A 13,349-nucleotide genomic window follows, 5' to 3' on the forward strand; every position below is an offset into this window, starting at 1 on the left:
CAAAAATCAGCCAACTTTGACTCATGCGTCAATAAAAAGCCCGCGCAAGGGCTGGAATCCAATCAACTGGGAGATCTTTGGATGAACGAACAACTCACTCACATGGCCAAACAGGTCACAGTCGGGAAACTGACCCGCCGCGAATTTATGGGAAAAGCGGCGGCATTGGGTGTTTCGGCAGCGATGGCCAGCACCATGTTTGCAGATGCAGCTCGCGCAGCGGGACCAAAAAAGGGCGGCGATCTTAAGCTGGGCCTTCAGGGCGGCGAATCCACCAACTCGCTTGACCCGGCAACCTATGCCAGCTCGGTTCCGTTCGCGAACGGCAAGCAGTTCGGTGACACGCTGGTCGAGGTCGCGCCCGATGGCTCGATCGAACCCCGCGTCGCCGAAAGCGTTGAAGGCAGCGCGGACGCTAAGGTTTGGACTTTCAAATTGCGCCAAGGCGTGGAATTCCACAACGGCAAGACCATGACCAGCGAAGACGTGCTGAAAACCATGGAGCGCCATTCGAACGAAGACTCCAAGTCCGGTGCTCTGGGCATCATGAAGGGCATCGAGTCCATGAAGGCCGATGGCGAGTATTTCCAGGTCACACTGACCGAAGCGAATGCCGACCTTCCCTATTTGCTGGCCGACTACCACCTGATCATCCAGCCAGACGGCGGCATGGACAACCCCGGTGCCGGTATCGGCACCGGCCCCTATCAACTGGAGGTCGACGAGCCCGGCGTACGCCATGTGTTCAAGAAATTTGCCAACCACTGGAACAGTGATTTTGGCAACTTCGACAGCGTCGAAGTGGTTGTAATCAACGACGCAACCGCCCGTACAGCCGCATTGCAGTCGGGCCAGGTTCACGCGATCAACCGGGTCGAGCCCAAAGTGGCAGACCTGCTGGGCCGCGCACCCAACCTGACAGTGCATTCAACAGCTGGTCGTGGACACTATGTGTTCATCATGCATTGCGACACCGCACCGTTCGACAACAACGAACTGCGTCTGGCACTGAAATATGCGATCAACCGTCAGGAACTGGTCGACAAGGTTCTTCGTGGTTATGGCTCGATCGGGAACGACATGCCGATCAACGCGGCATATCCTCTGTTCGACGGCTCGATCCCACAGCGTGAATTCAGCATCGAAAAAGCCGCCGAGCACTATAAGAAGTCCGGCCATGACGGATCACCCATCATCCTGCGGGTCGCAGATGGTGCATTCCCGGGCGCCGTGGATGCCGCCGCTCTGTTCCAGCAAACCGCCGCTCAGGCCGGTATCCCGCTGGAAATCAAGCGTGAGCCCAACGATGGCTACTGGTCCGAAGTCTGGAACGTTCAGCCCTTCTGCGCCTCGTATTGGGGTGGCCGTCCGGTTCAGGATCAGATGTACGCGACCGCGTATCTGTCGACCGCTGACTGGAACGACACGCGGTTCAAGGTTGCCAGCTTTGACGAAATGTTGTTCCAGGCCCGTGCCGAGCTGGACAATGACAAGCGCAAGAACATCTACAGCCAGATGGGCCAGATGGTCCGCGACGAAGGCGGCCTGATCTGCCCGATGTTCAACGACTTTGTCGAAGGCGTCAGCAACCAGCTGGAAGGTTGGGAGACCGACCCGACCCAAGAGCTGATGAACGGCCAGATGTCTCGTAAGATGTGGTTCGCCTGATACGGATCACGGACGAATGCATCCTATTCTGAAACTGGTTTCCCAGCGCCTGGCGCTGGGACTCCTATTGCTGCTCGGCGCTTCGGCCCTGATTTTTGGCCTGACCGAAGCCCTTCCCGGAGACGCCGCGCAAGCCGTCCTGGGGCAGTCCGCAACCCCTGAAGCTCTGGCTAACCTACGCGAAGAAATGGGTCTGAACCGCCCTGCCCTGACCCGCTATTTCGAATGGCTGGGTGGCATTGTGCAAGGCGATCTGGGCCAGTCCCTGACAAACAAGCTGGACATCGCCGAATCTGTTGGCGGCCGTCTGAACAACACTCTGTTCCTGGCGTTCTGGGCCGCGCTGGTTTCGGTTCCACTGGCCATTTTTCTTGGCCTGCTGGCAGTACGCTACCGCAACCGGTGGCCGGACAAGCTGATTTCGGCTGTCACGCTGACCACAATCTCGATCCCGGAATTCCTGATCGGCTATGTGCTGGTCTATTTCGTTGCCGTAAAACTGGGCATGTTCTCGCCGCTGGCAATGATCAATGACAGCATGTCACTTGGGCAAAAGCTGAACTCGATCGCACTGCCCGTCATGGTGCTGACCATGGTTGTCTTGGCGCATATGATGCGTATGACGCGCGCCGCTATTCTGAACGTGATGCAGTCGGCCTATGTCGAAACGGCTGAACTGAAGGGTCTGACCAACTTTAAAATCATCTACCGCCACGCGCTGCCCAATGCAGTCGCACCTATCGTCAATGTGGTGATGCTGAACCTGGCTTATCTGGTCGTCGGCGTTGTCGTGGTTGAGGTGGTGTTCGTCTATCCCGGCATGGGGCAGTACCTTGTGGACCACGTAACCAAGCGAGATGTTCCCGTGGTTCTGGCCTGCGGCGTGATCTTTGCCGCGATCTATATCGGACTAAACATGGTTGCAGATATCGTTGCCATTCTGGCCAACCCAAGGCTGAGGCATCCGAAATGAAGAACATCCCTATCTCTGCAATGATCGGGCTGGCCTTTACAGCCCTCTACTTTCTGATTGCTCTGCTGGCTCCTGTGCTGGCCCCATACGGTATGGCCGAGGTCGTGGGCGATGTCTGGGAACCGTCAAGTTCGCAGTTCTGGCTTGGGACCGACAATATCGGGCGCGACCTTCTCAGCCGTATGATCTATGGCGGACGCACAACGATCTTTATCGCGACGGCTGCGACGATCCTCAGCTTTGTGACCGGTTCGATCCTTGGATTTTTGGCCGCTGTTCTGGGGGGATGGGCCGATCAGGTCATGTCCCGAACAGTTGACCTGATCATGTCGATCCCGACGCTCATCAGCGCGCTGGTGGTGCTGGCAATGGTGCCAGTGACCATTCCGGTTCTGATCATCGTCATGGGTCTGTTGGATTCCACCCGCGTCTATCGCTTGGCTCGCGCAGTCGCGGTAGATATCGCCGTAATGGACTATGTCGAGGCCGCCAAGCTGCGCGGTGAGGGGCAATCGTGGATCATCTTCCGCGAAATCCTACCTAACGCTCTGTCGCCGCTGGTGGCGGAACTGGGCTTGCGTTTCATCTTTGCGGTTCTCTTCGTCTCGACACTGTCGTTCCTGGGGCTGGGCGTTCAGCCGCCACTGGCCGATTGGGGCGGGATCGTGAAAGAAAACAAGGACGGCATCGTCTACGGCATCGGCGCGGCGCTTTATCCCGCTGTGGCTATCGCGACGCTGGCAATCTCGGTCAACCTCGTGGCTGACTGGGTCCTGAACCGAACCACATCGCTGAAAGGAGGCCGGGGATGAGTGATACCATTCTCAAGGTCCGCGACCTCAAGATCGGCGCGACCGTCTATCCGCCGGGCGAAAAGCCCCATGACATCGAAATCGTGCACGGGGTCAGCTTTGACCTTGAACGCGGCAAGGTGCTGGGGCTGATCGGTGAATCCGGGGCTGGCAAGTCCACCATCGGCCTGGCCTCGATGGCCTATGGTCGGGGCGGAGTTCAGATCACCGGAGGCGAGGTCTGGGTCAACGGGCGTGATATCCTGAAGACGTCCTATGGCGATATCCGCAAGCTGCGCGGGGGTGAGGTGACGTATGTGTCTCAGTCCGCTGCGGCGTCCTTTAACCCCGCCAAAAAGATCATGGATCAGGTGGTCGAGGCTGCGGTTGAACAGAAAAAATTCAGCCGCAAAGAGGCCGAGGCCCGCGCGCGCGAACTGTTCGCCAAGCTGGGTCTGCCCGACCCCGACAATATCGGCGAGCGCTATCCGCACCAGGTCTCGGGCGGTCAGCTACAGCGCTGCATGACGGCGCTGGCGCTATGCCCCGAGCCTGATCTGGTGGTGTTCGACGAACCCACTACGGCACTGGACGTGACCACGCAGATCGACGTTCTGATGGCCATCAAAGAGGCTATTGCAGATACCGGCGTTGCCGCGCTGTATATCACGCATGATCTGGCGGTCGTTGCGCAGGTCAGTGATGACATCATGGTTCTGCGCATGGGCAATACGGTCGAATACGGCACCACCGACCAGATCATCAACAACCCACAGGAAGAGTACACCAAGGCCCTTGTCTCGGTGCGTTCGATCGAACACGAGGAAAAGCAGCCCACACCTGAACCGGTGCTCAGCGTCGACGGCATCACCGCGCGTTACAAGGGGCTGAATTTCGATGTGCTGCACAACGTCAATGTCGAGCTTCATCCAGGGCAGACGCTGGCGGTTGTGGGTGAATCGGGTTCGGGCAAGTCCACGCTGGCGCGGGTGATCACCGGCCTGCTGCCGCCGCGCGATGGTGAGATCACGTTTGCCGGGCGCAAGCTGTCGCCCGACCTCAAGGGCCGCACCCGCGAGGACCTGCGTGAATTGCAGATGATCTACCAGATGGCCGATGTTGCGATGAACCCTCGTCAAACCGTGGGCACCATCATCGGACGCCCGCTGGAGTTCTACTTCAACATGCGCGGCGCTGAAAAACGCAAGCGGATTGTGGAACTGCTGGACGAGATCGAGCTGGGCGAAAAGTTCATTGACCGCTACCCGGCAGAGCTGTCCGGCGGACAGAAACAGCGTGTCTGTATTGCGCGCTCTTTGGCCGCCAAGCCCAAGATGATCATCTGCGATGAGGTCACCTCGGCGCTGGACCCGCTGGTGGCAGACGGCATCCTGAAGCTGCTTCTGGACCTGCAGAAGATTGAGGATGTGGCCTATTTGTTCATCACTCACGATCTGGCGACGGTCCGCGCGATCAGCGACAGTATTGCGGTGATGTATCAGGGCCGTGTGGTCCGCTACGGCCCGAAATCGCAGGTTCTGAGCCCGCCGTTCGACGACTATACCGACCTTCTGCTAAGCTCGGTGCCCGAGATGCATTTGGGTTGGCTGGAAGAGGTTGTCGCGCACCGCAAGATGGAGAGCGCCGGGAACTGATCCCACGCAAAACAATCATAAAATCCCGACGCTTGTCACAAACAGGTGTCGGGATTTTGCTATTTGGGGCGGGAACAAGCTGCCCCTGCCCTGCGAATATCGTAGGGTCGCCGAAAGACCCCACGAAAAGGCCGAACCATGGACCGCAAACTTCTTCTCATCATCCTTGACGGTGTCCCTTGGCGTAATTTCCGCCGCCTGTTCGGCAACCTCGAGGGTTGGGTCGACAGCGGCGAGGCGCGCGCGTGGAAACACCGCGCGGTGTTGCCGTCGATTTCGGCCAGTTGCTACGCCTCGATCCACACAGGTGTCTCACCGCAGGAACATGGCTGCACCGGCAATGGCAATGTCTTCCGCCTCAGCCACAAGGACGTGTTCAGCCAGGTACGCGAGGCCGGGGGCGTCACAGGGGCAGTCACTCATAGTTATTGGTCACAGTTCTTCAACCGCCATCCCTTCGACTACGTGCGCGACGTGGAATATGACGAACCCAACAGCAAGACGATCAACCACGGCCGGTTCCACACCATGACGGGCTACGGCAAAGCCAATCAGATGACGCCCTGCGATGTGGATCTGTTTGCCCAGCTCACCAACATGTGCCTTCGGTTCGGGCTTGATTACGGAATCCTGCACACTTGCACTCTGGACAGCATGGGGCACCGTTTTTTCCACGAAAGCGAAGAGATGGACCACGCTTGTTTTGTCATGGACGAAATGCTGGCCCCATTTATTCCCCGCTGGCGCCAGTTGGGGTACGAGGTGATCGTCACCGCCGACCACGGTCAGGACGACCGCGGCCACCACGGAGGGCGCAGTCCACTGCAACAGGAAACGGCGCTGTATTACTTCGGCGACGCGGAAGGCCCCGAGGCGGATACGGTCATAGACCAGCTTCAGCTGGCACCAACGATCCTGACGAGGATGGGCGCACCGGTGGCCGAGACCATGAAGGCGCAACCCTTTCTGAAGTGATCAGTCATAGGGCCAGATTTGCTGGCCCAGCGCTTCAATCGCGATCGAAATCCGCTCAAAACTATCTGCGGCACGTTTGACCGAGCTTCGTGCCCGCAGATAGCCATGCACCAGCCCCGCTTCGTTGATGCAATGTGCCTTCCCTCCGGCCTTTTTGATCCGTGCGCAATAGTCTGGCCCGTCATCCCGCAGCGGATCGCAATCCGCCGTCACAATCACTGTGGGCGGCAGCCCGGCGAAATCCGTATCCTGCAAAGGCGCGTAGGTCGGGTCACTTTGCGGAGGCGTGCCACCGCAACGCACCTTTTCGTAAAAGACTATGTCTTCCAACGTCAAAAGCGGCGCATGGGCATGTTCGATATAAGACCCTTTAGAGCGGTCCCCGCCCAATCCCGGATAGATCAGAACTTGCCCCAGAATCCCATCCAGCCGACCCCGCGCGTGATGAGATACAGCGGCGACCAGATTGCCTCCGGCGCTGTCTCCGGCCAGAACAAGCGGGTCACCGAATTCACTCGCGGCCCATTGCACTGCGGTCCACGCATCCTGAAACTGCGCCGGATGCACATGTTCGGGGCAGAGCCGATAATCTACGGCAACAATTCGGTACCCGGTCTGCGCGCAAATTTCAGCGCAGACGTCATCGTGGCTGTCCAGTCCTCCGACAACAAACCCACCGCCGTGCAGATAGACGACCGTCCGTGTCGGATCACCGGCAGTGTAAATGCGAACAGGCACACCCTCGGCGTGCCTGTCTTCTGTTTCAACGCCCACCGGGCGCGGTTGGCGAAAGTCGCGGCACATGGCGTCATACACGTTGCGCTGATCCGCGATGGAAAGATCAACCGCATCATCTGGATAGCTTTCAGCGGTACGTCTTATGAACGCCCAGGTTTCTTCGTCGATCAGGCGTTCATAATCCATGTGTCCTCCGCAATCAGGCAGCCCATTCCCATGGCCGGGTAAATGAGCCCAGCACTTTACTGACATCGTCGTCCGAGGAACCGTTCGCGTCAAGCTGTGCGACCAAACCGCGTTTTTTATCATCAAGCACCGAGACAACACGGGCCTCGACACCGGCTTTTTCCAGCGCACCGTTGTAGATACGGGTGATCGCCTGTTTGCGCAGTTCGGGTTTGAACACTTTTCCGACGGCGGTCTTGGGAAGCTCGTCCAAAATGGTCATGTGCTTGGGTTGTGCGGCGCGTTCGTGAACGTGGACGTCGCAGTATTCCATCAGTTCCTGTTCGGTGACCTTCGCTCCATCGACCAGTTCGACAAAGGCGCAAGGCACCTCTCCCGCATAGGCATCGGGCTGGCCAATGGCACCAGCGAATGCGACTGCCTCATGGCCCAGCAGGGCCTCTTCGATCTCAGCCGGGTCGATATTGTGACCTCCGCGAATGATCAGGTCTTTGGCGCGGCCCGTAATCCACAGGTATCCGTCCTCGTCAAAGCGGCCCAGATCGCCTGTGCGCAGGTATTCGTCGAAATGATAAAGATCTACGTTCTTGTCTGCTTCGGTATAGGTATTGCCAGCGTAGACACCCGGGTTCGAAATACAGATCTCGCCGATCTCATTGGCAGCAGACTCGACCGGGCCGTCCGGGCTGTCGTTGAGGATTTTTACGTCCGTATAGGGGAACGGAATCCCGATCGAACCGATCTTTTTCTCACCATCCGTCGGGTTACATGACACCAGACAGGTTGCCTCGGTCAGGCCATAACCTTCGATGATCGTGACGCCCGTGGCCTCTTCAAAGCGGCGGAACAGCTCGACCGGCAGCGGGGCCGAGCCCGAGAACGCAGTTTTCACGCTTGAGATATCGGCATCTACCGGGCGCTGCATCTTGGCAGCAATCGCCGTTGGGACAGTGATGATAAATGTCACCTTCCAACGCTCGATCAGCTTCCAGAAATTATCGAACACGCCATCGCCGCGATAGCCTTGCGGCGTCGGGAATACCACATGCGCACCCGACGACACAGCCGCCATCATGATCACATGTACGGCAAAGACGTGGAACATCGGAAGCGGGCACATAACAACGTCTTCGTCCGAGAACAGCAGCGTGTCGCCAAGCCAGCCGTTATAGATCATGCCCGAGTACTTGTGCTGTGCCACTTTGGGCATACCCGTTGTACCACCGGTGTGGAAATAGCAGGCGACGCGGTCTTCCTTACTGTCTTCGAAAGTCAGAGTGGTCGGCTGTTTGGCAAGCTCTTTACTGAAGCTTTTGTAGTCCGCATGCGCCAGATGTTCCTTGTCGCCCATCTTGGGACGCAAAAGAGGCACGATCCATGACTTGGGCGGGGTCAAATAGCGGTTCAGATCAATTTCGAGGATTGTGTTGACCTTGGGCGCATGCCGCACGGCCTCTTCGACCTTTTGGGCCACATCCGTCTTGGGGAAGGATTTCAGCGTGACAACAACCTTGGCACCGGTTTCACGCAGGATGGCTGCAATCTGTTCGGGTTCAAGCAAAGGGTTGATCGGGTTGACGATACCTGCAACCGCGCCACCCATCATGGTGATCAGCGTCTCATTACAGTTGGGTAGGATATAGGCGACTACGTCCTTTTCCCCGACACCCAACGACCGGAAGAGATTGGCGGCCTGATTGACCTTGCCCAGCAGGTCCGACCATGTCAGCGTCTCGGCCTTGTCTGTGGGACCAGAAAACAACTGAAAGCTGATCGCATTGTTGTTCGGAAACTTGGTCGCGGTTCGCGACAATAACTGATGGAATGTGACCGGAACGTCCCGATCCTCCCACGGCATTTCCTGTTCAAGTTTCTTCTTATCGTCGATGCCAACAAACGACATGCGTCTCCTCCCGTTTTATTTCGCACTCTGCGCGCGGCTTTTTCCATCACAGGATGGAAGTAAAACCACGCGGGTTCAAGCAACGGGTTAGAGAGGGAGGGGGTAAAAAACTAAATTACGCTACGGCGAAAATCCGTTTCCCCGACGTCATACTACTCGGCAGCTACACCATCGGTGAACTGCAACCGCGCCAGACGTGCATACAGACCATCCTGCGCCACAAGATCATCATGAGTACCTTGCGCCACAATCTGACCTGCATCCATCACTACGATCCGGTCCGCCTTTTTCACGGTAGCCAGCCGGTGTGCGACGATCAACGTGGTGCGTCCCGCACGCATCTGATCCACAGCACCCTGCACCGCCCGCTCGCTTTCCGCATCCAGCGCCGAGGTCGCCTCGTCCAGCAGCAGAACTGGTGCATCGCGCAGGATGGCGCGCGCGATGGCGATGCGCTGTTTCTGGCCACCCGACAGCATGACGCCCCGTTCGCCTACGAAACTGTCATAGCCTTCCGGCAATGCCGAAATGAAATCATGCGCGGCGGCGGCGCGGGCGGCGGCCTCGACTTCGGCATCCGTTGCGTCCAATCGGCCAAAGCGGATGTTCTCACGGGCCGAAGCGGCAAAGATCGTGGGGTCTTGGGGGACCAGCGCCATGTGACGTCGAAATTCAGATCGGTCCAAGTCACGCAGGTCGACGCCATCCAGGCTTACCCCGCCGGCATCCGGGTCGTAAAAACGTTGAATCATCTGAATGACAGTCGTTTTGCCTGCCCCCGAAGGCCCGACAAAGGCGACCGTTTCGCCCGGGCTGACTGTAAGCGTCATCTGATCCAGCGCGACCACATCCGGCCGCGCAGGATAGCGGAACGTCACGCCGTCGAACCGTATCTCGCCCCGCACGGGCGCGGGAAGGGCCTTGGCTTGCGTGGGGTCGTTCACAGTGTCCTGCGCGTTCAGCAATTCGACCAGACGCTCGGTCGCGCCGGCTGCACGTTGAAGTTCGCTCCAGATCTCTGACAAGGCCGCGACCGAGCCGGCCATGATGATCGAATAGATCACGAATTGGATCAAAACACCTTCGGTCATCACACCGTTGCGGACGTCATTCGCGCCCATCCACAAAACGCCCACGATGCCGGAGAAGACCAGAAAAATCACGATCACAGTCAAAACGGCACGGGTTTGGATACGGCGCAAAGAAACCTCATACGAAGTTTCCGTCATCTCTCCGAACTGGGCGCGGCTTGCCTGTTCGTGAGTAAAGGCCTGAACAGTCTGAACCGCACCCAGCGCTTCGCCTGCGTTTCCGGACGAGGCTGCGATCCAGTCCTGGTTTTCGCGGCTGATCACGCGCAACCGGCGCCCCAACACCAAAATCGGCACCACAACCAGCGGAATCAGCAACAAAACCATCGCGGTCAGTTTGGCCGAAGTCAGCAGCATCAGCACCAAACCGCCAATGAACATCAGCATGTTGCGTAGCGCGATTGATACCGAAGAGCCCAGCACAGACTGGATCAACGTCGTGTCAGTGGTAATCCGGCTCAGGACTTCTCCGGTCATGATGCGTTCATAGAATTCGGGGCTCATCCCGATGACGCGGTCGAACACGGCCTTACGAATGTCGGCCACGACGCGCTCACCCAACCGTGTCACCAGTGCATAGCGAATACCTGTTCCGATGGCCAAGACACCGGCGATGCCCAGCGCAGCCAGAAAGTACCAATCCAGCAACTCGCCATCTTCGATGCGGAAGTTGTCCACCACGCGGCGCACGGCCAACGGCAGAGTCAATGTCATGCTGGCCGTCAGGATCAATGCCAATGTCGCGCCGATCATCAACAGCTTATAGGGCTTCATAAACGGCCACAACGAGCCCAGAACACCAATTTTTCTGGAACGCGCGCGCTCTTCGCTGGCGCCGGGCGCGGATTTTGCCGATGGACTGGCTGAGGCGTTTCTTGCCATGACTGGCCCTTACGTGGTGTTCGCGTTTATTTCAGCGCTTCTTGGCGATGACAGCGCGTGGGGTCAAGCTGCCATGGCAAAATCGAACACCAAACGGGCCTTTTGACGCAGAATTTTGGGGCTGACTTGGAGCGGGCGGCGGGAATCGAACCCGCTTCATCAGCTTGGAAGGCTGAGGTAATAGCCAGTATACGACGCCCGCTCAGCGGAGGTCGGTTTAAGCGATGCGTCAGATGGCGTCAAGCGTCCTTCGGTCGCTGTTTTGAAATTCAGCGCCGAAAAATTGCGCAACCGACAAGTCCTTCCCAAGCAGTTCATTCAGTAGGAAATAACCACGTGCATTTTTCAAGGTTTGCACTGATGCGGATCATCTGATCGCGCTTCATCGACGGTCCATGCGTTTGCCCGATCAACTGGGCGGGATAGGTCGTGGCAGCTGTCAGAGCATCTGGCAAGGGAACACCCACCTGCGTCACCAGCACGCGGATGGCTGTCGTCATATCCAGGTCGGCCCCAGCCAAAGTGCCATCCTCCAGAGTCAGTCGCCCATCGGTTCTCGTAATTCGACGACCTTCCAATCTGAACTCGGACAAATCAGTGCCTGCAACGGCCATTGCATCGCTAACCAGATAGATCTGGCCCGGGCCGGATTTGGCAGCCCAAGCGGCTCGCATCGTTTCAGGATGAACGTGAATTCCGTCTGCGATGAGCCCCGCAGAAAGACCGCCGTTAGCAAGAGCAGAGCCAACCAAACCGGGCTCGCGGTTGCCCAATTGGCTCATGGCATTGAACAAATGGGTGACACAGCGTGCCCCGGCTGCCGCGTAATGTTGACAGGTCGCGAAATCTGCATCCGTGTGTCCGAGCGAGACAAGAATGCCCGCATCACTCAGCGCCCCAACTTGCTGTTCCGAGACCGTTTCAGGTGCCACAGTCACTTTGAGGCAAGGCAAATGCTGCGCCGCCTCAAGCAACATGGAAAGGTCGGTATCAGACATGGGGCAAATCAGGTCACCGTCATGCGCCCCCTTGCGGGCAACCGACAGATGGGGGCCTTCCAAATGCAATCCCGCGACACCCGGAACGCCCTCTTTCACTGACTGAATGGCCGCTGCGATCGCCGCCCGAGTCTTTTCGCTGGTATCCGTGATCAAAGTCGGCAGCAAAGCCGCGACTCCCAACCGGTGATGGGCCTGCGCGATCCGGCGGATCGTTTCGACCGAAGGGTCATCGTTCAGCATGACACCGTCGCCGCCATTCACCTGCAAGTCCACATAACCCGGACTGACGATATCTCCGTTCAGATCAATGTGATCCCCAACAGCCGCTACCTCTGCGTCAGCTACGATTTCCACACTCTGACCGCCGCTGAATACAAGCGCATGATCACTCAGCAACCGCTTGCCGTCAAAGATTGCACCGTTTCGAAAGATCACTCTATCTATTGTCATACCGTCTCGGTCACTTTCTTGAGGTGACGCGGCGCGTCCGGGTCAATACCGCGCATACTGGCGACGGATTCGACCATAGAGTAAAACGCGGTGATCGTCGTGATCGGATCGGTGATCCAATGATCCGTACGCTCTACTGGCAACTGCTGCGCCCGCGTGACGCGATCCGTAGTGGCGAAGACTATGGCCCCCTTATCGGCCAGCGCGTCAGCGGCCTGCGCCGTGGTGTCCTCCGCGGCATCCCCAGCCGCAAAGACAATGGTTGGGAACCCGTCCTCGACGATTGAGACCGGTCCATGCAGCACCTCGGCAGCTGAATAGCTTTCTGCATGGATCTGACAGGTTTCCTTGATCTTCAACGCCGCTTCGCCCGATATGGCAAAAGATGGCCCCCTGCCCAAAGTAAACAGCGAACGCCCTGTAATCGTGGCCGCCGCTGCAGACCAGTCGCACTGTGCTGCGCGTTCCAACTGGGCGGGAAGCGCCCGTATCGCCCCCAACAGTTCAGCATCGCCCTTGACTTCGGCCAGCAACCACAACCCTGCCACCAGCGAAGTCACAAATGTCTTGGTGGCGGCGACGCTCAACTCGGGGCCGGCGTGCAGCGGCAGCATCGCATCCGCAACGTCTGCCAATCGCGATTCCGAGTTGTTGGTGATCGCCAGCGCAACAGCTCCTGATGACCGCAGCGAGCGTGTCAGTCCGACAATATCGGGACTTTGGCCAGATTGAGACACCGACAGGCATACAGCGCCCCGCGCCATCAAGTCGGCCCCATAGATCGAACTAACCGACGGCCCAACCGAGGCCACAGGCAGCCCAAGCAATAGCTCGCTGGCATATTTCAGGTAACTACACGCGTGGTCGGATGACCCGCGCGCCACCGTGATCAGGAACCGCGGGTCGGTTTCCCGGACCAGCGCGGCCGCGTTTTGAATACTGGCCGCGCCACTGCCTAGCAGCCGGTCAACCGCGGCAGGGATTTCCAAAATCTCCTGGCGCATCTTGGATGTATTGTCGGACATCGGCCTTTGAT

At 58.2% G+C, this 13,349-nt stretch carries 10 protein-coding genes and 1 tRNA gene; 5 read left to right on the top strand and 6 right to left on the bottom strand.

All coding sequences use genetic code 11. The annotated features are described in order from the left end of the window. Window positions 1–81: 81 nt before the first annotated feature. The 5 genes from AC2TAD_RS11380 (at window position 82) to AC2TAD_RS11400 (ending at window position 6,062) form a co-directional block, all read left to right on the top strand. A complete protein-coding gene (locus AC2TAD_RS11380; RefSeq protein ID WP_480867761.1) occupies window positions 82–1,668 on the top strand; it encodes an ABC transporter substrate-binding protein in 1,587 nt (528 codons plus the stop codon). A gap of 16 nt (window positions 1,669–1,684) precedes the next feature. After that, window positions 1,685–2,641: an ABC transporter permease gene (locus AC2TAD_RS11385; protein WP_170352428.1), complete on the top strand. Its 957-nt coding sequence runs from the start codon at window positions 1,685–1,687 to the stop codon at window positions 2,639–2,641. Further along, window positions 2,638–3,453: an ABC transporter permease gene (locus tag AC2TAD_RS11390; RefSeq protein WP_170352427.1), complete on the top strand. Its 816-nt coding sequence runs from the start codon at window positions 2,638–2,640 to the stop codon at window positions 3,451–3,453. Before AC2TAD_RS11385 ends, AC2TAD_RS11390 begins: the two co-directional genes overlap by 4 nt. Then, window positions 3,450–5,087: an ABC transporter ATP-binding protein gene (locus AC2TAD_RS11395; RefSeq protein ID WP_480867763.1), complete on the top strand. Its 1,638-nt coding sequence runs from the start codon at window positions 3,450–3,452 to the stop codon at window positions 5,085–5,087. Before AC2TAD_RS11390 ends, AC2TAD_RS11395 begins: the two co-directional genes overlap by 4 nt. A 138-nt stretch (window positions 5,088–5,225) precedes the next feature. Beyond that, window positions 5,226–6,062, top strand: a complete 837-nt coding sequence (locus AC2TAD_RS11400) for an alkaline phosphatase family protein (protein WP_480867764.1) — start codon at window positions 5,226–5,228, stop codon at window positions 6,060–6,062. On the opposite strand, the gene AC2TAD_RS11405 is transcribed toward AC2TAD_RS11400, so the two are convergent. From AC2TAD_RS11405 to AC2TAD_RS11430, 6 genes are all read right to left on the bottom strand, one after another. Beyond that, window positions 6,063–6,986 (bottom strand): alpha/beta hydrolase, encoded by a 924-nt coding sequence (locus AC2TAD_RS11405; protein ID WP_170753261.1) that lies wholly within the window; start codon window positions 6,984–6,986, stop codon window positions 6,063–6,065. A 13-nt stretch (window positions 6,987–6,999) separates the two neighbouring features. After that, complete coding sequence (locus AC2TAD_RS11410) at window positions 7,000–8,889, bottom strand: acyl-CoA synthetase (protein WP_170753263.1); 1,890 nt, start codon at window positions 8,887–8,889, stop codon at window positions 7,000–7,002. A 152-nt stretch (window positions 8,890–9,041) separates the two neighbouring features. Beyond that, on the bottom strand, window positions 9,042–10,862 hold the full coding sequence (locus AC2TAD_RS11415) for an ABC transporter transmembrane domain-containing protein (protein WP_480867766.1): 1,821 nt from the start codon (window positions 10,860–10,862) through the stop codon (window positions 9,042–9,044). Between the two features lie 127 nt (window positions 10,863–10,989). Continuing rightward, a tRNA-Gly gene (locus tag AC2TAD_RS11420) sits at window positions 10,990–11,064 on the bottom strand. Window positions 11,065–11,176: 112 nt separating this feature from the next. Further along, a complete protein-coding gene (gene nagA, locus AC2TAD_RS11425) occupies window positions 11,177–12,313 on the bottom strand; it encodes an N-acetylglucosamine-6-phosphate deacetylase (protein WP_480867767.1) in 1,137 nt (378 codons plus the stop codon). Beyond that, window positions 12,310–13,338 carry an SIS domain-containing protein gene (locus tag AC2TAD_RS11430; protein ID WP_170352420.1) on the bottom strand — a complete coding sequence of 343 codons (1,029 nt, stop codon included), beginning with the start codon at window positions 13,336–13,338 and terminating at the stop codon, window positions 12,310–12,312. The genes nagA and AC2TAD_RS11430 overlap by 4 nt, the downstream gene beginning before the upstream one ends. Window positions 13,339–13,349: the final 11 nt, after the last annotated feature.

This window comes from Ruegeria sp. HKCCD7628 (assembly GCF_057221005.1).

Bases quoted from the DNA above. Each gene is read 5' to 3' on its own strand.
- nagA (WP_480867767.1), bottom strand. From the start codon at position 12,313: ATGACAATAGATAGAGTGATCTTTCGAAACGGTGCAATCTTTGACGGC.
- AC2TAD_RS11400 (WP_480867764.1), top strand. From the start codon at position 5,226: ATGGACCGCAAACTTCTTCTCATCATCCTTGACGGTGTCCCTTGGCGT.
- AC2TAD_RS11410 (WP_170753263.1), bottom strand. From the start codon at position 8,889: ATGTCGTTTGTTGGCATCGACGATAAGAAGAAACTTGAACAGGAAATG.
- AC2TAD_RS11390 (WP_170352427.1), top strand. From the start codon at position 2,638: ATGAAGAACATCCCTATCTCTGCAATGATCGGGCTGGCCTTTACAGCC.
- AC2TAD_RS11415 (WP_480867766.1), bottom strand. From the start codon at position 10,862: ATGGCAAGAAACGCCTCAGCCAGTCCATCGGCAAAATCCGCGCCCGGC.
- AC2TAD_RS11385 (WP_170352428.1), top strand. From the start codon at position 1,685: ATGCATCCTATTCTGAAACTGGTTTCCCAGCGCCTGGCGCTGGGACTC.
- AC2TAD_RS11380 (WP_480867761.1), top strand. From the start codon at position 82: ATGAACGAACAACTCACTCACATGGCCAAACAGGTCACAGTCGGGAAA.
- AC2TAD_RS11430 (WP_170352420.1), bottom strand. From the start codon at position 13,338: ATGTCCGACAATACATCCAAGATGCGCCAGGAGATTTTGGAAATCCCT.
- AC2TAD_RS11395 (WP_480867763.1), top strand. From the start codon at position 3,450: ATGAGTGATACCATTCTCAAGGTCCGCGACCTCAAGATCGGCGCGACC.
- AC2TAD_RS11405 (WP_170753261.1), bottom strand. From the start codon at position 6,986: ATGGATTATGAACGCCTGATCGACGAAGAAACCTGGGCGTTCATAAGA.